At 53.0% G+C, this 21,601-nt stretch carries 14 protein-coding genes; 1 reads left to right on the forward strand and 13 read right to left on the reverse strand.

What is annotated here, in order from left to right:
- Positions 1-104: 104 nt before the first annotated feature.
- From PGX44_RS08560 to mltG, 12 genes are all read right to left on the reverse strand, one after another.
- On the reverse strand, positions 105-782 hold the full coding sequence (locus PGX44_RS08560) for a response regulator (protein WP_498855042.1): 678 nt from the start codon (positions 780-782) through the stop codon (positions 105-107).
- 20 nt (positions 783-802) lie between these two features.
- Positions 803-2,365, reverse strand: a complete 1,563-nt coding sequence (locus PGX44_RS08565; RefSeq protein WP_498855043.1) for an ATP-binding protein — start codon at positions 2,363-2,365, stop codon at positions 803-805.
- A gap of 257 nt (positions 2,366-2,622) precedes the next feature.
- On the reverse strand, positions 2,623-6,018 hold the full coding sequence (gene malQ / locus PGX44_RS08570; RefSeq protein WP_498855044.1) for a 4-alpha-glucanotransferase: 3,396 nt from the start codon (positions 6,016-6,018) through the stop codon (positions 2,623-2,625).
- Positions 6,019-6,087: 69 nt separating this feature from the next.
- On the reverse strand, positions 6,088-7,527 hold the full coding sequence (gene glgA / locus PGX44_RS08575) for a glycogen synthase GlgA (RefSeq protein WP_498855045.1): 1,440 nt from the start codon (positions 7,525-7,527) through the stop codon (positions 6,088-6,090).
- Positions 7,528-7,557: 30 nt separating this feature from the next.
- Positions 7,558-9,606, reverse strand: coding sequence for a 1,4-alpha-glucan branching protein GlgB (glgB, locus tag PGX44_RS08580; RefSeq protein WP_498855046.1), 2,049 nt, complete (start codon positions 9,604-9,606; stop codon positions 7,558-7,560).
- A gap of 23 nt (positions 9,607-9,629) precedes the next feature.
- The gene (locus PGX44_RS08585) at positions 9,630-12,062 is read right to left on the reverse strand and encodes a glycogen/starch/alpha-glucan phosphorylase (protein WP_498855047.1); all 2,433 of its coding nucleotides are present in this window, start codon (positions 12,060-12,062) and stop codon (positions 9,630-9,632) included.
- Positions 12,063-12,080: 18 nt separating this feature from the next.
- Positions 12,081-13,193, reverse strand: coding sequence for a glucose-1-phosphate adenylyltransferase subunit GlgD (glgD, locus tag PGX44_RS08590; RefSeq protein WP_498855048.1), 1,113 nt, complete (start codon positions 13,191-13,193; stop codon positions 12,081-12,083).
- 2 nt (positions 13,194-13,195) lie between these two features.
- Positions 13,196-14,362, reverse strand: a complete 1,167-nt coding sequence (locus PGX44_RS08595) for a glucose-1-phosphate adenylyltransferase (protein ID WP_186504050.1) — start codon at positions 14,360-14,362, stop codon at positions 13,196-13,198.
- Positions 14,363-14,907: 545 nt separating this feature from the next.
- Positions 14,908-15,156 carry a DUF4911 domain-containing protein gene (locus tag PGX44_RS08600; protein ID WP_498855049.1) on the reverse strand — a complete coding sequence of 83 codons (249 nt, stop codon included), beginning with the start codon at positions 15,154-15,156 and terminating at the stop codon, positions 14,908-14,910.
- Positions 15,149-16,372 (reverse strand): peptidase U32 family protein, encoded by a 1,224-nt coding sequence (locus PGX44_RS08605; RefSeq protein WP_498855054.1) that lies wholly within the window; start codon positions 16,370-16,372, stop codon positions 15,149-15,151. Before PGX44_RS08605 ends, PGX44_RS08600 begins: the two co-directional genes overlap by 8 nt.
- 15 nt (positions 16,373-16,387) lie before the next feature.
- Positions 16,388-16,981, reverse strand: coding sequence for an O-methyltransferase (locus PGX44_RS08610; RefSeq protein ID WP_498855050.1), 594 nt, complete (start codon positions 16,979-16,981; stop codon positions 16,388-16,390).
- Positions 16,978-18,081 carry an endolytic transglycosylase MltG gene (mltG, locus tag PGX44_RS08615; RefSeq protein WP_498855051.1) on the reverse strand — a complete coding sequence of 368 codons (1,104 nt, stop codon included), beginning with the start codon at positions 18,079-18,081 and terminating at the stop codon, positions 16,978-16,980. Before mltG ends, PGX44_RS08610 begins: the two co-directional genes overlap by 4 nt.
- Positions 18,082-18,303: 222 nt before the next feature.
- Here mltG and PGX44_RS08620 point away from each other — a divergent pair, with 222 nt between their 5' ends.
- Positions 18,304-20,217, forward strand: a complete 1,914-nt coding sequence (locus PGX44_RS08620; RefSeq protein WP_498855052.1) for an esterase — start codon at positions 18,304-18,306, stop codon at positions 20,215-20,217.
- A gap of 479 nt (positions 20,218-20,696) precedes the next feature.
- On the opposite strand, the gene PGX44_RS08625 is transcribed toward PGX44_RS08620, so the two are convergent.
- Positions 20,697-21,368 (reverse strand): hypothetical protein, encoded by a 672-nt coding sequence (locus PGX44_RS08625; protein WP_498855053.1) that lies wholly within the window; start codon positions 21,366-21,368, stop codon positions 20,697-20,699.
- Positions 21,369-21,601 lie beyond the last annotated feature (233 nt).

Genomic DNA, 21,601 nt, shown 5'->3' on the forward strand with positions numbered 1-21,601 from the left:
AATCATTTCGATGGATTCACTATACCATTTCCGGAAAGGGGTTCATAGAATTAGGAATTTAGGTAAAAGTTATGTAAGTTTTGTAAGTTTAAGAAATAATTTCCTTATTCTCTACTATTTTTGTATAGATAGATGGGCCGCCCTTTGGAGCGGTATTCCAGATTGCCGCTAATGAGGCCTGTTTCTTCCATGTAGTTCAGGTATTTGCGCATGGAAATACGTGACAGGCCGACGGCATCGGCAATGTCCTGTGTGCTAAAGAGGTCGTCCCAGGCGGCGCACGCTTCTTTGACCCGTTCGAGAGTCTGCTTATCGATACCCTTGGGCAAATCACGGCTGGTCGTTTCTTTCTTTTGGCCAAAGAAATTAGCGTCTAAGATGGACTGGTCGAATTCGCCGTCGTCGAGGAGGATTTTACGCCGTTCCAAGTAGGACAGGAGGGTCATATTCAGGCGGTCGAAGGTAAAGGGCTTGATGATGTAATCTACGACACCGTGGGAAAGGGCTTTTTTCAGGTAGTCCTTCGTCTGGGCTGCCGTAATCATGATGACGTCGATTTCGGGGTACTGTCCTTTGAGTTCCGTCAAAAAAGTGATGCCATCCATCTTGGGCATAAATACGTCCAGGAGGATCAGGTCTACGTCGTGGCTTTCGAGAAATGCGAAGGCCTCCAGACCGTTACGGGCCAGGCCGGCCACGCTGAATTCGTCGACGCGGCAGATATATTGCCGGTTGATTTCTGCTACCATCGGATCGTCTTCAATAATCAGTACACGTACCATGTTTCTTCTCCTCTATTTTCTCAATTTCCCCGCAAAAATACTGTAAAAATGGTCCCCTCCGGCTCGTTGGGCTGGACGTTCAGCTTGCCATTGTAGCGCTGGACAGCCTTGGCCAGGATAAAGAGCCCAAAGCCCCGGTTTTCCCCTTTCGTCGAATAGCCCTTCTTAAAGATCTGCCGCACATTCGCAGGCAGGCCCGTGCCTGTGTCGGATACTTCGATATACCAGCCATCCCTTTGATAGACGTGGAGACGCACGATTTTCGTCTGCGTGAGCTGTACCGCCTCCATGGCATTATCGATGAGGTTACCCATGATCGTAATGAGGGAGTTACGGAACTCGGGATCGCGCACGACGGGAATGGTCATATCCGGGTGAAAGACCAGGTGTACGTTGAGCTCGCGGCTGCGGCTTTGCTTGCTCTGCAGGAAAGACAGGATGACCGGGTCCTTTACTTGTTTACTCATGGCAGCAAATTCCGTTTCGCTCGTCAGGGACAGGCTTTGGATGTATTCCTGGAGCTTGTCGTACTCGCGGTTGGCTACGAGGCCGTTGATGACGTGGAGCGTATTGCGGTACTCATGGGCCCGTACGCGCAGGGCTTCGACGTAATTTTTGAGGCCCGTCACTTCTTCCGAGAGCTCCCAGACTTCCTGGAAGTCGCGGAAGGTGGCAATGGCGCCGACGATTTCCCCGTTTACGACGAGGGGTACGCGGTTGGTCAGGATGACGACGGAATTGAGACGCTGTTCCTGATTGAGCTGTTTTTTGCCTGAGCGGACGATATCCATCATGCGCGTATGGGGAATGACGTCCATGGACTGCTGCCCCAGGAGATCGCCCGTAATACCGGCCTTGGCAAAAATGCGCCGCGCTTCGTCGTTGACGACCTGGAGAATCCCCTTTTTATCGATAACTATGACCCCTTCGCAGACAGACTGGATAACCGTATTGCGTTCTACAGTAAGGCGCGCCAGGTCCTGGGGCTCCATGTTGAGCAAGGTACTCTTAATTTTGCGCGACACACCTAAGGTCAGGACGAGGCCAACGCAAAGGACGGCAATACCGCCGCCGAGCATTTGCATGTTGCGCTTCTTAATGGCTGCTTCGACGGCATTCATGGACACGCCTGTAGCAACGACGCCCACTTCTTTTCCCTGGTAATAAATAGGCGCAAAGGCCCGGACGGACTCGCCCATGGTTCCTTGGGCAATAGACACGTAGGATTCGCCGTGTAAGGCCTTTACTTCATCGCCGCCGCGAAAATGCTTGCCAATATTATCGGGATTGGGATGGGACATGCGGATGCCGTCAGTCGTCATGACGACGACGAAATCGACGCTCGCTTCGGTCCGCAGTCGCTCAGCAAAGCGCTGGATATTTTCCTGCTCTGCTTCAGGATGGGTCATCCACTCCTGCAGAAATGGGGCTGACACGGCGATTTTCGTCACGGCAACGGCCCGGTTGGACAATTCCTCCTGAACGTATTTGTTTTCGTTATAAGCTAAGAGGGCAAACATGACGGATGCCGAAAGTAACCACGTCAGCATGACGAGGGACACAAGTTTTGTCCGTAATTGCATGGGCCTGTCCTTTCCACAAAAAAATGTCGACAAGTATCTTCCAGTATTCTTATTTTACCATATAGCAAATATTGTAAAGGAATTATGAAACTTATGTAAGCGCCAGGAGCTTGCCAATTGTGCTATTCTTTTTCTTCTCTTATGTATGTAGGGCATGGAAGGCTTCTTCCAGGTAACTGTACGAAGAAAACCAAAAGAGGCTGCGCAAAAGGGAGATCCTTAGTACGCAGCCTGTTACAGCTATTACATATTTAGTTTTAGCGGTTATAGGTGCGGCAAAGCTGGGAAAGCCAGCGGGCCGTGTCCAGGCGGAGCTGGCCGTCTTTGAGCTGCCAGTGCCAGTTGCCGGTGGCTGTGCCGGGGATGTTCATGCGGTCCCCTGCCGGCAGGGCCAGGGCGTCCTGAAGGGGCACGATGACCGTTTCTGCCCGGCGGCTGTAGAGGTATTCAATGAGGGCGCCCGTGATTTCCGTACCGCTCGTGTCGTCGTCCATGTGGAGCATGCGGCAAAGGCGGTGGCGCTGGTCGTCGTCCAGGTCGTTTTCGTACCAGCCACGGGTCGTATTGTTGTCGTGTGTGCCTGTGTAGGCAAGGCAATTAGGCTCCGTATCGAAGGATGTGAGCCCGTCGGCGCCTTCCATGAGGTGGAATTGCAAAACCCGCATCCCCGGCAGGCGGAATTGCGTGCGCAAGTCGCACACTTCATCGGTAATGATGCCCAGGTCTTCGGCGACGATGCGCACGTTGCCCAAACGGTGCCGTACTTCTTTGAGGATTTCCGCTCCTGGTGCTTTGACCCACTTTCCTTCGCGGGCCGTCTTGGCTGTGGCAGGAACGGACCAAAAGGCTTCCAGGCCGCGGAAGTGATCGAGGCGGACTTCGTCGACAAGGCGGAAGGTGTAGCGGAAGCGCTGTACCCACCAGTCGTAGTGATCCTTTGCCATGCGGTCGTAGTCGTACAGGGGATTGCCCCAGAGCTGGCCGTCGGCACTGAAATAATCCGGTGGCACGCCGGCAACGCTCGTCGGCTGTCCCTTTTCATCCAGGGCAAAGAGATCCTGATGGGCCCAGCAGTCGGCGCTGTTGTGAGCGACGAACATGGGAATATCGCCGAGAATGGAGACGCCGTTGCGGTGGGCGTAGGCCCGTACGTCCTGCCACTGGCGATAGACGATGTACTGAAGGAACTTGACGTGAGAAATAGTGCCGGACAAGGTCTTTTGGTAGTATTCTATAGCCTCTTTCCGGCGCATGCGGATATCGTCAGGCCACTGGCTCCAATCGCGGCCGCCGTAGAAATCGCTGACGGCACAGAACAGGGCGTAGTCGTCGAGCCAGTACGCATTATCATGGCAAAACTGGTTAAAAGGAGCCCAAGGGATGGTCAGGTTTTTGTCGTGGGACATATCCCACAAGGCGGCGCTGCGGCATTTCCATTCGTCGTCCCAGGTCTTGGCCTGGGCAGCTTCTGCCTGATACTGGCTGTAGCGTTCGTCCGAGAGCCAGCCAGCCCGGTTGAGGAAATCGAGGGAAATGAGCTTTTCGTTGCCGGCAAAGGCCGACCGTGATAAATACGGCGAGTCGCCTAAGAGCGGCGGTGTAAGGGGCAGGATTTGCCAGAGCGTCTGGCCTGCTGCCTTGAGAAAATCAATAAAGCGGTAGGCATAGTCGCCGAGGACGCCGTTACCCGGGCCGTTGCTCGGCAGGGATGTCGGGTGCAGGAGAATACCTGCCCGTTTGGGGCCGCTTTCTTTCGCCTGCAAAATGGCGACGCCTAAGGGTGGCAGGGTCAGTTCCAAACGACTGTTTTGCGTGTGTATCGGTTCCATATTAGGAATGAGAGCGTTCGTCAGGTCGCCGTACAGGAGACCATTGGTAAAGAAGCTGATCGTGTGCAGGGCCGTCGTGCTGCGGTTGAGGGCAATGACGAAGAGACCGTCTTTGGCAGGCTTGCCGAAGACATCACGGCCGCCTTCAATAACGCGGCAGTACACGTAGAGGTCGCCCTTGCTGTAGAGGGGAATGAAACGGCCCGTCTGCAGGGCGTCATTGTGGCGCCGCAACGCGGTCAGGCGTTTAGTCCAGCGCAGGAGGCTCTTGTCTTCGTGGCCCCACGGATATGTACGCCGGTTGTCCGGGTCTTTGCCGCCTACTTGGCCGGCTTCGTCACCGTAATAAATACACGGCGCGCCGGGCATGGTAAACTGCCAGGCCGAAAGGAGCTTCACCCGGCCTTTGGTAATGGATTCACCACGAACCATCCCCTTTTCGCCGCTCATGACGGTGAGGATCCGTTCGATGTCGTGACTGCTAATGAGATTGAGCATGGCATAGGCATTTTCCATGGGATAATTTTCCATGAGCTGCCAAATTTCCTGGCCCAGGCGCGTGCCGTCTTTACGTCCTAAAACGAAATCGACGACCATAGCCCGCAGGACGTAGTTCATAGCGCTGTCAATGTCGTGACCGCACAGGTATTCCCGCTGTTCGCTATAGCTGATCTTATTGGAGGCGTCTTCCCAGACTTCACCAATGAGGACGGCGTCGAGATTTTCTTCCTTCAGCGTTTTGTAGAAATTGCGCAGGAAGGGCACGGGCAGTTCGTCAATGACGTCCAGGCGCCAGCCGCTAATGCCGGCGCGGAGCCAATGGCGCAGGACGCTGTTTTCGCCGTTGATGATAAAGTTCATGTACGACGGGTTCGTTTCGTCTACGTCGGGCAGGTCCTTGACGCCCCACCAGGCTTCGTATTCGTCGGGATAGTCCGTAAAGCGGTACCACGAATAGTACGGCGACTCTTTGGACTGGTAGGCACCGAGCGACGGGTAATGGCCAAAACGGTTGAAATAGATGCTGTCCGCACCGGTATGGCTGAAGACACCGTCGAGGATAATGCGGATGCCCCGCTTTTTAGCAGCCTCGCAGAGGGCCGAGAATTCTTCGTTCGTGCCCAGGAAGGGATCGATTTTATGGTAATCGGCTGTGCCGTAGCGATGGTTGCTGCAGCTTTCAAAGACCGGATTCAAGTACAGGGCCGTAACGCCCAGGTCGGCCAGGTAATCGAGTTTCTGGCGTATCCCTTCGAGGTCGCCGCCGAAGAAATCGTACTGCACGACGTCACCGGTTTCCGTATTTTTGCAATAATAAGGGACGTCGTTCCAATCGCTGTGGATGACGGCACCGCTTTTCCCGCGCAGGTTTTCGCCATGCTTGTGGCCACGGTAAAAGCGGTCCGGAAAGATCTGGTAAACAATGGCGTGCTTGAACCAGTCCGGCGTGTGGGAGTTTTTATCATATACAGTAATCTGATAGGCTGGCGGCACCGTATCGTATTCGGCGCCGACGCCACCCAGATGATCCTGGTTATTGCCGTAGTAACGGACCTTATCGTCTGTGGTGATGATGAAATAGTACCAGAGCAGGCAGCCTGTTTCCGGTACGGTCCAGGTGACGGTGAAATAGCCGTCCTTTGCCTCCATAGGCAGGAGTGTTTCGCCGTCGTTGCTCTTCCACAGGCGCACCTTGGCGGTACACTCTGTAGCCGGCCGGCCGCTGATGCCGAGGCGCAGGGTCAGGCGTGTGCCTGTAGGGATGGCGCCAAAGCGGGAACGCCAGCGGCTGCTGTGTGAATCGTGATACAAACGTAATTCCATAGTAATTCCTCTTTTTTCAAAGACCCCTGTCACAGACGATGCCGGACAGGGGTCATAGACAGACTGTTTTTACTTCTTCAATACGCGCTGGTACAAGTCAGCGTAGGCTTTGGCCGAACGGCTCCAGCCGTAATCGCTTTCCATGGCATTGCGGACGAGACTTTCCCAAACGACGCTGTCGGCATAATAGCCCAAGGCCCGTTTGATCGTAAAGAGCAATTCATGGGCATTAAAATTCTTGAAGGTCAGGCCGTTGCCCTGCTTCGTATACTTGTTGAAGGGAATGACCGTATCCTTCAGGCCGCCCGTTTCCCGGACGACAGGAATGGACCCGTATTTCAAGGCAATGAGCTGGCTCAGGCCGCACGGTTCGTAGCTCGACGGCATGATGAAGATGTCCGAGGCTGCGTAGACCTGATGGGCAAGGCCTTCATTAAAGAGAATGTTCGCCGAGACTTTTGTCGGATAACGCTGGGCCAGGTTGCGGAACGTATCTTCATAGGCCCAATCGCCGGTACCGACGAGGACAAACTGTACGTCTTCTGCCAGGAGTTCATCGATGATGCAGGTCACAAGGTCCAGGCCCTTATCGGCAACGAGGCGCGTCACCATGGCGATCATAGGCACGTTGCGGTTTACAGGCAGGCCCAATTCTTCTTGGAGTGCTTCTTTATTGACGTGCTTCCAAAGCGGGAAATTAGCTGCCGTGTACGGTGCCTTAATAAACGTATCCGTTTCCGGATTGTACACGTCTTCGTCGAGACCATTGATGATCCCTGTAAGACGGTCTTTGGCATCGCGCAGGTAGCCGTCGAGGCGTTCGCCAAAGTGGGGATACATGATTTCCCGGGCGTAGGTCTTGCTTACTGTCGTAATGTAGTCGGCGTAGACCATACCGGATTTCATGTAATTTACGCAGCCATCGCATTCGAGGTTGCCGTTGTCGAAGAGTTCCTGCGGCAAGCCGATGATGTCCTGCATGATGGATGGCGGATAGATTCCCTGGTATTTCAGGTTATGAATGGTGTAAATAATCTTCATATCCTGGTAGAACGGATCGTGGGCAAAGTCTTCTTTCAGGAAGACGCCCATGAGGCCTGTGTGCCAGTCATTACAATGAATGATGTCCGGCTGGAAGCCGATTTGCGGCAGCATGGTCAGGACAGCCCGGCAGAAGTAGGCAAAGCGTTCGTCGTCGTCTTCAAAGCCATAGAGACGGTCACGCTTGAAGTACCATTCATTGTCAATGAAATAAACCGTTACGCCGTCGATTTCGACGGATTCCACACCAAAATACAGCTGGCGCCAGGCCAGGTTGACCATACCGTGGACGACAGGCTTCATCTTGGCCTGCCATTCTTCGCTGATCTGGCTGTATTTCGGCAAGACGAGCCGGACGTCCATCCCCTGTGCGGCCAACGCTTTGGGCAAAGAGCCCATGACGTCAGCCAAGCCACCGGTCTTAATGAAAGGAACGGCTTCCGACGCCGCGAATAATACGTTAACCATTAAGTATCACCCTCTTTTATCTCAAACAAGTCAGGCGTTTTTAGCGCTTTTCTTTGTACTAGCCCGTTTTTTAGGAGCTGTGCTCTTTTTCGTCGTACCTGCTGTACGCTTGCTGCTCTTAGCTGCCGGACGACGCCGTGCCGGCACAGGCTGCACTAATTCCGGCAGGGCCTGGCCCGCTTCGGCTTCGGGCTTCAGTTCCAAATAAATCGTTGCTAACGGCGGCAGGGTCAGGCTCAGAGACTGGTCCATACCGTGCATGGCAATGTCTTCGGCTGTAAAGGCGCCTTCATTGAGCACGTTCGAGCCGCCGAACCGTTCGGTATCACTATTGAGGACTTCCACGTACGTGCCCGGACGGGGTACGCCAAAGCGGTAGTCGTGCCGTACGACAGGCGTAAAGTTGCAAACCACAAGGGTCATGCTCTGGCCATCACGGCCGCTGCGGTAAAAGGCAATGACGCTGTTGTCGCAGTCGTCACAGCTGATCCACGAAAAGCCGGACCAGTCACAATCTTCTTCCCAGAATTCACGGTGTTTGCCGTAGAATTCGTTCAGTTCCCGTACGTAATTGTGCATGGCTAAGTGTTTTTCGTATTTCAGCAAGTGCCAATCGAGGCTGTCATCGTATTTCCATTCGATGAACTGGCCGTACTCGCTGCCCATAAAGAGCAGCTTTTTGCCCGGGTGTGACATCCAGTAGCCGTAAAAGGCGCGCAGGCCGGCAAATTTCTGCCAGTAGTCACCAGGCATTTTATCGAGGAGCGAGTGCTTGCCGTGTACAACTTCATCGTGCGACAAAGGCAGGACGAAGTTTTCTGAGAAGGCATAGCACAGGGAGAACGTAATCAGGTTCTGGTTATCCTTGCGGAACAAGGGATCCAGGGCCATATAGCGGAGCATGTCGTTCATCCAGCCCATATTCCACTTGTAGTTAAAGCCCAGGCCGCCTACATCGACGGGCTTGGTCACGAGGGGCCACGCCGACGATTCTTCGGCAATCATGAGGGCCTGTGGTACGTTTTCAAAGACGGCTTTGTTGAGCTTGCGCAGGAAATCGATGGCTTCCAGGTTTTCCCGGCCGCCGTATTTATTAGCCTGCCACTGGCCGTCGCTATGGCCATAGTCGAGGTACAGCATGTTGGCTACGGCGTCGATGCGCAGGCCGTCAATGTGGAACTGGGTCAGGAAAAAGAGAGCACTCGAAATAAGGAAGGACTGCACTTCTGTGCGGCCATAGTCGAAATTCATGGTGTCCCATTCCGTGTTTTCTGCCAGCATGGGGTTGCCCGATTCATAGAGCGGCTGCCCATCGAAGTGGCGCAGGCCATGGGCATCACGGCAGAAATGGCCTGGTACCCAGTCGAGGATAACGCCAATGTCGTTGCGATGGCACAGGTCGACGAAATACATGAAATCCTCTGGCGAGCCGTAGCGGCTGGTGACGGAGAAATAGCCCGTTCCCTGGTAGCCCCACGAACCGTCAAAGGGGTATTCGCACAAGGGCATGAGCTCAATATGCGTGTAATGCATGTTCTTAACGTAGGCTACGAGCTGCTCTGCCAGTTCCCGATAGGTCAGCATCTCCCCTTCGGCATTACGCTTCCACGAGCCCAGATGGACTTCGTACGTCAGCATAGGCCGACTGTACGAATCGTAGTCCTTGCGGCTGTCCATCCATTTGCGGTCCCGCCACGTATAGTGGAGCTTTGTCAGGCGCGATGCCGTGTTGGGCCGCACTTCTGAACAAAAAGCATAGGGATCGCTCTTTAGGATCTGACTGCCGTCGGCGCCTGTAATGGCATATTTATAAATATCCCCTTCTTGGAGATTTGGGATGTGAGTGACCCAGATTTCCCCATCGGAGCTGCTCCGCTCCATAGGGTTGGCACCGGCATCCCAGTTATTGAAATCGCCGACGACGCTCACAGCCAGGGCATGGGGTGCCCAGACGGCAAAGCGTACGCACGACTGATGCTTGTACGCCGTAAAGTGGGCGCCCAGCATGCGGTAGGCATTATAATTTGTTCCCTGATGAAACAAGTACGTACTAAATTCATCAATGGCGCTTATTTTCAATTACGACTCCTCCCCTATGATACTTAGTGAATCATTTTCCTCAAGTGCCAAATATCGTTGGCGTACTGCATGATTGTCCGGTCACTGGAGAAATAGCCCGAATGGGCAATGTTGATGGCACTCGAATGGAGCCAATGACGGCGGTCGTGGTAGCGGTTGGCAATTTCCACCTGGGCCTTACAGTACGGTTCAAAGTCCTTGAGGACGAAGTATTCGTCGTTCCGGTCAAGGAGAGATTCGTACAGCATGTCAAAGGTTTCGCCGTAGCCCAGGGAGCCATCGACGAGGCTGTTCATGACCTGGCGGATGTTTTCGTCCTGGCTATACATATTCCAGGACGAATAGCCGCCGTGGATATAGTAATCCATGACTTCGTTGGCTCTGAGGCCAAAGATGACGCAGTTGTCATCGCCTACTTCGCGGTGGATTTCGACGTTGGCCCCGTCCATGGTGCCCAGCGTAATGGCGCCGTTCATCATGAATTTTATATTGCCTGTGCCGGACGCTTCCTTGCCGGCTGTAGAAATCTGTTCGCTCACGTCGGCTGCCGGGAAGAGAATCTGTCCCAGGGAGACATTGTAGTTTTCCAGGAACAGGACCTGCATCTGCTTGCTCACGCGGCGGTCCGTATTGACCATGCGGGCGACGACGTTAATAAGACGGATGGTCTGCTTCGCTTCGCCGTAGCTGGCTGCGGCCTTGCCCCCAAAGAGGAAGGTCCGCGGCGTAATCTGGACTTTAGGATTATCGCGCAGGAAATAGTACAAGTGCATGACGTGCAGGATGTTGAGCAGCTGCCGTTTGTACAAGTGGATACGCTTGATCTGGACGTCGAAAATAGACGACGTATCGACGGTCATAGCGTATTTCTTTTTAATATAATCAGCCATGATTTCCTTGCGTGTCTTCTTGACCTGGCCCAGCTGTTCCAGGAAGGAACCATCGCTGGAATAGCCCTTGAGGTCTAAAAGGCGGCGCGGATCACGGCGCCAGTCCGTTCCGATCGTGTCATCCAGGAGGTCTGCCAGCTGCGGGTTCGACTGGATGAGCCAGCGGCGATGGGAAATGCCGTTGGTCTTGTTGGAGAAACGGGCCGGGAAGCACGTGTAGAACTGATGGAGTGTCGAGTCCTTGAGGATTTGCGAGTGGATTTCGGCTACGCCGTTGACGCTGTGACTGCCGAGGACGGCCAAATGGGCCATGTGGACCTGCCCATCCCAGAGGATAGCGACGTTGCGGGCCATGTCTTCGTTACCCGGGTAGCGTTTGCGGACCTCCTTGAGCCAGCGCCGGTTGATTTCATCGACGATGAGGTAAATACGCGGCAAAAGCTCTTTAAACATAGGGATGGACCATTTTTCCATAGCTTCCGGCAAGACCGTGTGGTTCGTATAGGCTACGGAACGGACCGTTACCTTCCACGCATCTTCCCAGTTCATGCCTTCTTCGTCCATGAGGATCCGCATCAGTTCGGGGATGATCAAGGCCGGATGGGTATCGTTAATGTGCAGGGCAATGTAATGATCGAAATCATACATGCTTTCTTTAATCTTCTTCTTATAGTAACGGACGATGGACTGCAGGCCTGCGGAAACCATGAAGTATTCCTGCATGAGCCGCAGCTTCCGCCCTTCTTCTGTGCTGTCTTCCGGATAGAGGAAACGGGAAATGAGCTGAACGCTGTTCTTATAGCGGAAGGCACGGTGCCGGTCGCCCATGGAAAGTTCCCGGTACATGTCTTCCCGCGAATATTCAGCCCGCCACAGGCGCAAGGTGTTGACCGTATGGTTGTGGTAGCCGATAACCGGTACATCGTACGGTACGGCACGGACGGAAGAATATTTCTCGTATACGCATTCCAGGTTGCCTTCGCCGTCAGGACGCATGTAGGCATTGCCGCCAAAGCGTACGTTTACGGCCTTATCGACTTTCTTAACTTCCCACGGGAACCCGTTGACGAGCCAGTTATCCGGCAATTCTACCTGCTGGTCGTCAATGATGCGCTGGTTGAAGAGCCCGTACTGGTACCGGATGCTGCAGCCATGGCCCGGCAGCTGCAGGGCTGCCAGGGAGTCGATGAAACAGGCTGCCAGACGGCCGAGGCCGCCATTACCGAGTCCAGGGTCCCGTTCTTCCGGGATGATTTTATCCAAGTCCCAGCCCAGATCCTTCAGGCCGTCGCGGCAAACATCTTCCATGCCGACGCCGATGAGGTTGGACTGGAGCAGGCGTCCCAGTAAAAATTCAATGGAAAAATAATAGACTTGTTTTGCCTTTTCTTCGGCATAGATCTGGTTCGTCCGGATCCAGTCTTCACTTACCAAGTCGCGGACCATATAGGCTACGGTCTGGTAGACTTCGTTTGGCGTCAGGTCCTGCAACTCTTTTTCCCACAAGATATGGGCTTTTACGGTAAATATTTTTTTGAATTCTTCCTTATCCTGCCATGTATTCACTGATGTCAAAACTCCTTTTTAGATGACGGAACAATTCCCGATGCACAAAGGATTTTCTCTTGTTCCAGACAATGCAGCTTCCGGCTGGATTACGGCTTCTTTATCGCAGACGACGTAATCCAAGTGCGCATCGTCGCCGATATCTGAATGCTGCATGATAATACTGTTGCGTACGACCGCGTTCTTCCCTACGTGTACCTTACGGAAGAGAACAGAATTTTCTACGCGGCCTTCAATAACGCAGCCATTTGCAATGATGGAGTTGCTAACCCGCGATTCTTCCATGTATTTGGCCGGCGCTTCATCCTTGATTTTGGTGTAGATGTGGCGCTGGTTTTGCAAAAAGAGGTGACGCCAAATACCCAGGTCCAAAAGATCCATATTGACGTCGAAATAGGAACGGATAGAATCGACGCGTTTCGCATACCCTTTATAATTATAGCCAAAAATACGCAAGCGGTCTACATTGCGCAAGAGGACCTCACTGACGAAGTCGTGGTAGCCCTGGGCAAAAGCCCGGCGTACGCAGTGCTGGAAAATCTGGTTATCGATGAGGATCTGGTGCTGGTAGACGTTGTCGCCGCTGAGCGTGCCAATCTGTTCCTTCATGCCCGTTACGCGGTCGTTATCGTTTACAGACAGAACCGTTTCGCTTTTGTCGCCGCCTACAGCCTGCTGGCTATAGATCATGGTCACGTCGGCGTTGTGGTGCCGGTGGAAATGAAGGACTTCGTCGTAATCGATATTCTGGACGAGGTCGCAATCGGAAATGAGGATGTACGGGCTCGTACCGCGTTTGACGAACTGCAGGTTTTTGTAGAGGGGCTGAATGTTGCCGGCTACAGGATGAAGAATGTCTTCCACTTCGGCTGGCAAATAGAAGAGGCCGTCGCGTTTGCGGGCCAGGCCCCATTCCTTACCGGAACGGATATGATCGAGGACCGACCGGGACTGGGCTGACAGGAGCAGGCCGACGTTGCCGATACCGGCGTTGACCATGTTGGACATAGTAAAATCGATAAGCCGGAATTTCCCGCCAATGGGGATGGTCGCGAGAGGCCGGTTTTCATTGAGTTCTTTTAAGGGGCCGCTTTCTTTCAGGTTGATAATGCCCATAATTGTACTATTCACGATTACTCATCTCCTTTGGCTGCTTTGACGTTCTTTTGTGGCGCCACTTCGGTATGGCGGCCAAAGACGGCTACAGTGCCATCCTTGTGGTGCACGACAGCATTGCTGTGGACCGTGCAGTCTTCACCGATGATGGCTTTGTCGACGACGGCATTCTTTTCGATGACCGTGCCCGGCATGACCACCGAGTCGACGACCTTAGCGCCTTCTTCCACGGTGACACCGTAGAAAATGACGGAGTTTGAAACCTGGCCGAGGATGGCTGCCCCTTCGGCAATGAGGGAGCTCGTTACGCTGCCCTTCGGGCCGATGTAGTGCGGCGGCATGGACTGGTTGGCCGAATAGACACGCCATTCTGTATCACTCAGATCGAGGGGCGGGTCGTCGGCTAAGAGGTCCATGTTGGCCTGCCAGAGGCTGTCGATGGTGCCTACGTCTTTCCAGTAGCCTTCAAAGGGATAGGCATAGAGGGCAATCTGATCGCGCAGCATAGCGGGAATGACGTTTTTGCCAAAATCGTGTTCCGAATTTTCATCGGCTGCGTCGGCTTTCAGATAGTCTTCGAGAATCGTACGGTTAAAAATATAAATACCCATGGAAGCGAGGTTGCTTTCCGGTTGTTTTGGTTTTTCCTGGAATTTCGTTATGCGCATATTGTCGTCAGCGACCATAATGCCGAAACGGCTCGCTTCGTCCCAGGGCACGCGGATCGTGCCGATGGTGACAGCGGCTTCATGCTTTTTGTGGAAGGCCAGCATCTTCGCATAGTTCATGGAATAAATGTGGTCCCCTGACAGGATCAGGACGTAGTCGTCACCGATCATGTCGACGAAATTCAAATTCTGATAGATGGCATCAGCTGTGCCGCGGTACCAGTTGGATCCGGCGTCGTTCGTATACGGCGGCAAGACGAAGGTGCCACCCGTATCGGAGTCGAGGTCCCAGGAGCTGCCGTTACCGACGTACCAGTTCAGTTCGAGCGGCTGATACTGCGTCAGGATGCCCACTGTACCGATGCCGGAATGCCGGCAATTGCTGAGGGTAAAGTCAATGATTCTGTACTTGCCGCCAAAAAGCAGGCCCGGTTTGGCCTGGTCTTTCGTCAGGACCCCGAGACGGCTGCCTTTCCCGCCTGCTAGGATCATGGCCAGACAATTCGATTTTCTCATACCATTTCCTCCTCTTGTGAAAAGTCCCGTATTTCTTTGCCGTTTTCTGGTACATACCGGACACTGCAAAGGCCGTGTGCTTTTCTCTCTCTCATTTCTTGTACTAAACTTGCGGCAGATTGGAGTTACAATCCGTTTATGTAAATATTATACACTACTTATTTACGTTTTTTAATAGCAAAAGAGAATGTTTTACTGAAATCATACATTATACAATACAAAATATACCTAATGATTTGTCTTTACATCCCGTATATAGTAGTTGACAAAACTTTTGCTTATAAGTAAAACGTTGAACGGTTATCATTCCAGTACCTCTTCTCTTTTTTCTTATAAAAAGAAATATTTTTTATTTATGACTATAAGTTATGATACTTTTTGTTGCGTTGATGCCGTTTGACATATTTTCACCTGTACGTCCTCGCTGTAAACGGGCAGTACGTACGATGAGGACGAAGATGGCTCAAAAAAACGAAAAAGCACAGTCTCTTATCTCCCTGAGGAGACAAAAAGCTGTGCTGCTATAGTTTGTAGTTTCGTCTTTGTTACTGGCCGTCGCCGTTGCTGCAGGCCAGCGCTTCGTCGAAGGTCAGGATGTCTACGGGAAAGGGCAAGTGGCCTAAAATGTCTACGGCCATAGGTGCCGTGTCTGGTGTCGTGCGGACGAAGCCGATACCTTTTTTGCCATCTAAGGCGGTGACGACGCCGACGTACTCAAAGCCTTCCATAATCCGCGTGACGTACGTCATGTCGTGGGGATTGATGCGGAAGTAGACCCAGTCGCGATCAAGCATGGCTGACCTCACGGCGCATGAGGCTGTACGCTTCTAAAGGTGTATCGACGGCAATGCCCACGAGCATTTGCGCATGATTGGCGGCTTCGATGGGATTGCCTTCTTCGTCTGTGAGGGACGTCAGGGTCTGCGTTACTACCGGACCATGGGGCTGCAGAAATTCGACGGTCTGGCCGACGCGGAAGTGGTTGCGCTGTTCTACCCAGGCAATTTTCTTTTCTGCATCATAGGAACGGACGAAGCCGATGAAATCGTGGGTCTGCGTGTTGCTCGAGTGGCTGTAGACCTGGTCTGCAGCCGTCGGCCGGGAGACAGAAAAGCCCTTCGTATAGGGGCGGTGGGAAATCTTTTCCAGTTCTGTGAGCCAGCGCGGCAGTACCTTAAAATGCTGCGGATCCCGTTCGTAGGCATCCATAGCTTCGCGGTAGACCTTGACGACAGTGGCGACGTAATGGATGCTCTTCATGCGGCCTTCGATCTTGAGGCTCGAAAGACCGGCCTGGTAGAGGTCGGGCAAATACGGCAGGAGACAGAGATCCTTGGAGTTAAAAATGTAGGTTCCCCGTTCATCTTCGACGACAGGGAAATACTGGCCCGGCCGTTTTTCTTCGACGATATTGTATTTGAAGCGGCAGCACTGGACACACTGGCCACGGTTCGAGTCGCGGTCGTGGGTGAAGTAATTACTGAGCAGGCAGCGGCCGGAATAGGAAATGCACATAGCGCCGTGGACGAAGCCTTCGAGTTCGATGTCCGGCACGCGGCGGTGGATTTCGGCTACGTCCTTGAGGCTGACTTCGCGGGCCATGACGACACGGCTGGCCCCCATTTTATGCCAGAAATCGACAGTAGACCAGTTCGTTGTATTGGCCTGGGTGGAGATGTGAATAGGCACTTCCGGTATGAGCTCACGAGCCATATTGAAGATGCCCGGGTCGGCAATGAGCAAGGCATCGACGTGAATGTCGCGCAGGAAGCGCAAGTATTCCGGCAGGCCTGTGAGATCATCGTTGTGGGGGAAAATGTTGACCGTCACGTGAATCTTCTTGCCAATGCTGTGGGCATACGTAACAGCTTCGCGCATTTCTTCCGGCGAGAAGTTGTCGCTAAAAGCACGCAGGCCAAAGGACTTGCCGCCCAGGTACACCGCATCGGCGCCATAGAGGAAGGCTATTTTCAGTTTATTCATATTCCCGGCCGGAGCCAGGAGTTCCATTTTTTGCATCTATTTTTATCCTTTCCAACGGGAAACGGTGAGGCCGTCCCCATTTTCAAAAAACACCGTATCGTAATGGGCCGGATCATCGAGGCGCGCCAAAAATTCGCGCAGCCGCGTAATGGCTGTGCGGTGTTTGTGTGGCAGTGTGCCTTCAATGTACAGCATGTCGTGGTAACGCAGGTTGTCTGCCACGACCAGGGCGCCCGGAACCAGCTTAGGCTCTAAGAGCCTGAGCTGCCGGCCGTATTGCCCTTTAGGCCCATCCATAAAGACGAAGTCCCACGGACCGGCAAGCTTTTCGAGCCATTCATTGGCGTCGCCCGTAAGGGACGTGATCTGCGCCGCATAGGGCGAGCGCCCAAAGTAAGCAGCGGCCCGGCGGCTACGCTCACGGTCGACTTCGATCGTCGTCAGTGTGCCGTCAGGTGCCAAAAAGGGTGCCATAGTGAGTGCCGAATAGCCCACGCAGGTGCCGATTTCCAGGAGCCGCTGCGGCCGGGCGTGGCTCAGGATACCCGTCAGGACGGGCACTTCGCTATCGCGCAGGATGGGCAGATTCTCTGCCTCGGCCTGTTCTTTAATTTCTGCTAACAGGTCTGTCATCATGGCATATATTCCTTTACATTCTGCATATGCTCTTCATAGGTCGCCGCGTAGTGATTGTGGCCGTCTTTGTCGGCGACGAAATAGAGATATTTCGTCTGTGGCGCTTCTAAAATGGCTTTCATACAGTCCATGCCGGGATTACCAATAGGTCCCGGTGGCAAGCCTTCGTAGCGATACGTATTGTAGGGTGAATCGTATTCCGTTTCATCGATGCTGTACGACGCTTTATGAGTCCCCATGGCATAGGAAATACTAGCGTCGGATTGGAGCTTCATGTGCTGGGCCAGACGGTTCAGGAACACAGACGCAATGAGCGGCCTGTCTTCGGGATACTTCGCTTCTTTTTCGATGAGCGACGCCAAGGTGACAAACTGGTAAATAGACATATTGGTCTTGCCGATTTCCTGGCGCATGGCCGGCGTCAAATGCTTGTCGAAATTTTTCAGCATTTCCTTGACGATTTCTTCAGCCGTCGCGTCGTTAGCAATGGTATACGTGTCAGGGAACAGGAAGCCCTCTGTGACGAAGGACACCTTGCGATTGCCCTTCATATAAGGGTACAGGAGGCTTTGGTCGTTGGCAGCCTTCAGGAAATCCTCTTCCGAGACGATGCCCAGCTTGGCTAAGGCCTGGGCTGTCTGGCGAACCGTGTAGCCTTCGGGCACGACGAGACGCGCCGCTTCCGATTCACCGCTCGTGAGCTTGGCCAGGATTTCGTGGAGGCTCATGCGCGAATCGATAGTGTACTCGCCTTGCTTCAGATCGCTGGCCTGGCCGCTCAGGGTCGTAACCAGACGGAACCACAGGGGATGCGTAATGAGGCCATCGTCGGTGAGCTGGTCGGCAATATCCGACGCCGTCATGTTGTCGCGGACGTGGAGGTACGCACTCGTATCGGGCAGAAAGTAATTGGGCACATAGTACCCGGCGAGAGAACCGGCAACAGCCAGGACAGCGAGACAGGCTGCACCACGGGCCAGTAATTTTTTACGCCCCATAGCTTGGGCACGCCTGCAGAGGCTGTGGGCTTCGCTGACTGTCGTCTCTTCGACCTTTTCTTCTATTTCTTTGATTTCTTGGGTGAGTTTATTTTTTTCCATCCGTATATTATACAGCAGATAAAAAGAGCTTGGCAAGATAGAGCGGAAAAAGCTGTATCTTATGGGGCCTGGCGTCTACACAGGGCCGTCTGGACAGGTATTTTTCACAGTTTGAGCACAGTTTTGCCATTTTCCTTGTCTGCCTTTCCTTTTTCTTTTATACTAAAAGCATAATATAATACATTATAATATATAGCATTTTGCTTGAGAGGGGTCTTATTCATGCAATATCGTCACACAGCAGCTCTCCTTTGCGCCTTTTGCCTGGCTACGGCCACGGCTTGTGCCGCTACGCCGGCTGCGACACTGGCTGGACCTGCGCCGCTACAACAGGTACAGGAACAGACACAGGGAACTATCACATCCGTTACGTCTGTAGCCCATAATTACGGTTTTGGCGAAAACGTTGCTGCCGTAGCGCTCCATTATACGGCGCCCGTTCTTTCTTCTTCTCTCTCGCCGGCAGATTTTGTCGTCAGCGGCAAGACCATCAGCAAGGCCTATGCGTCCGATACGGCTTATCCGGGCGAGGAAAAAAAGGCCGGACCCTATGTAATCCTCGATTTGGTCAATACGAATCCGCAATCGGACCAGCCCTTTAGCGCACAAAGCCAGGCAGCCCATGCCCATGCAGACGGTGGCAAGGCAGGCGATGCGCCAAGTCATAGCGACCGCACGATTCCGGACCTGAATGTCACGGTACAACAGGTCAATCCCATTGCCCGTGCGGACGGAGCTTATTTTGCACCGTCTGACAAAGCCCTTACAACGACGACCTCATTAGAGCCGGATATTAAGGGCTTTACAGAATATACGTATACAGATGCTGAAACGGGCGCTACTATCCCTTATTATCTCTATTTGCCTGAGGGCTATACGCCAAAGAAGTCGTACCCGCTCATGGTTTTCATTCCCGATGCCAGTACGAATATTGACAACCCGAAGATCACCCTCGTCCAGGGGAACGGTGCTACCGTTTGGGCTGAGCTGGAGGAACAGAAAAAGCATCCGTCCATCATCCTGGCCGTACAGTATCCCCAGCGCCTCGTCAATTCTCTCGGCATGATGACGACAGACGATAACGTGTGGACGCCGGGCCTGACGCTCGTATCAAATTTGATCAAGCACGTGACGGATACCTACAGCGTTGACAAGAACCGCATTTACGGTACAGGCCAGTCCCAAGGCGGTATGGCCAACATCGCCATTAGCGATAAATATCCGGACCTCTTCGCTGCCCAGTACCTCGTAGCCTGCCAATGGAATACAGACGAAATGGAAGTCCTCAAAGATAAAAACCTCTGGATCCTTGTCAGCGAAGGTGACACGAAGGCCTATCCCGGTATGAACGACGCCGTTAAAAAATGGGAAGCCTTAGGTGCTAAGGTAGCTACGGCACCGCTTTGGAACAGCCATGCAACGGCAGCGGAATTTTCCCATCTCGTACAGGATGTAGAACGACAGGATGCCAACATCAATTACACGGTCTTCAAGGCTGGCAATCACATGTACACGTGGACCATTGCCTACAACATCGAAGGTATTCGCGACTGGATCTATTTGCAAACCCTGAACGGTACGCCCGTTTCCTTTAACACGGATGGCCTGCCCCTTGAGGAAAAGCGGCAAATCGCCGGCTACGTTCTCGATCAAGGCTTGCGCTACGAAAAGCTGAACACACCTGCAGCTGATACGAAGGCTCTCGCCTACTTCCGCGAAGCCGACAAATTGGGCCACTTCAAGGCAGCCCGCTGGATTGGCCTCGCCTATGCCAACGGCCGCGGCACGACACAGAGCTACAAAGAAGCGGCAAAATGGTACAAAAAGGCAGCTAAAGCCGGTGATATTACAGGTACCTATCTTCTGGGCCAGCTGTACGAACAGGGCCAAGGTGTAGGACAGAGCTATAAAAAGGCTCTGCAGTATTACAATCAGGCTGCCCAGCGCGGCGACATCATCGCAGCGCCGGCCATGACGGCTGCCGCTGTGCTCTATGCAGATGGCAAAGGAACAACACAGGATGTAGCCAAAGCGAAGGAACTGCTCACGAAGGCGGCCGCTGCTGGCTATGCACCGGCTAAAGAAGCCCTGGCGGGACTGACGGCGTCGGCTGTACAGATGACAGCGCCCGTATAATAGCCTCGCTGGCAGTCATCAGGTTTGCGGCCTCCCATACGCCGATAGCTATATTAGTTTCAAAAAAACACGGTGTGCCTGGGGCATACCGTGTTTTTTATTTTTCTATGAACGCATCTACAGCGAATACAAGATACAGGCAACAGGCACTTCTCCGGGATAGTGAGAAATGCCTGTTGCCAAAGGTGAGAAAGAAAGAGGGGTATTTACATGTGGAAAAGTGGGAACTACCATATGGGGAAGTGCCTGTATACGGGAAAAGGGCAGGCTGACACTACAGGAGTGCCGATGTAAGGTACCTTTTCCACACGCCTCTTATGATGATTATAGCAGGACGGAATGCAATCTACTATTATACGAACGTATACATTTTATCTGAACTAGAAAGAGCCGGCAATGCTTGGGGAGGGCATTGCCGGCTCTTTCTGATGTGTTATGCTATTAGCATTTCTTGGGTGAGAAAGGAGATTGTGTGTCTATTACTGCTGGCTATCTTCTACAGGCGGCTGGCCCTGGGGATGAGCCAGTTTCATGATTTCCTGGAGACGGTCTGTAGAGATACCTGTTTCTTCAGACATTTCTTTCAGGAGCTGCTGCCGGTCCGGACGTTCGCCGGTGTGTTTTTTCATGACGTCTGTCTGGTTGTCGCCGTCAGGACGATGGTTTTTGAAGAATGTTTCCAGCGCAGTTGCTTCCTGCTGGGTAATGCTGCCGTTCTGAACGAGCTGCTGCATATGCTGTTGCGGGTTCATGCGGGGACCACCCATACGCGGTGGCAGGGTGAAGATTTGCTGCAGTGTGGCTTCAGGAATACCCGTCTTCTTGGGCAGGTTCTTCATGAATTCCAGGCGTTCTTTTGCTTGTTTGCCCCGGAATTCTTTCATGGCGTCTTTCAGTTTGTCTGCCTGTTCCTGGGTAATCTTGTTTTCACTGACCATCTGTTCAATGCGGCCATTGCGCATATCGCCAGGATGGCGTTTCATGTGCTGCTGCACTGTCGTCTGGTTGGTCGTAGCGCCCGTTGCAGCGTCAGCGGCCTGGACGGGAATGTACGGCGAGGCGGCGAAGATAACGGCAGCTGTGCCGGCTAAGAGAACGGCAGTCGTGCGTTTTTTCCATGTATATTTCCAGTTTTGCATATTCTTTGTCATAAGAATCACTCCTTAACAGTTGGCTTGCTCCCTTGTGAGGTGCTTTTAATTTTGTTGATGCTGTAAGTATAGCAAGCCATTGTTACAATTCCATGACGCCACCGTTACAAATCTTGTTCAGTTTTATGACTACTAGCACTATATTTGAAAACTATTCAAGGACAACACTTTTTGTGGGAGTGTAAAATAGTTTGTGTAAATCGGTATTGCATGAATCTACTTTATGCCCCATA

It is taken from the genome of Caecibacter sp. AF58-12pH5A (genome assembly GCF_027681725.1).
Taxonomy (GTDB): domain Bacteria; phylum Bacillota; class Negativicutes; order Veillonellales; family Megasphaeraceae; genus Megasphaera; species Megasphaera hominis.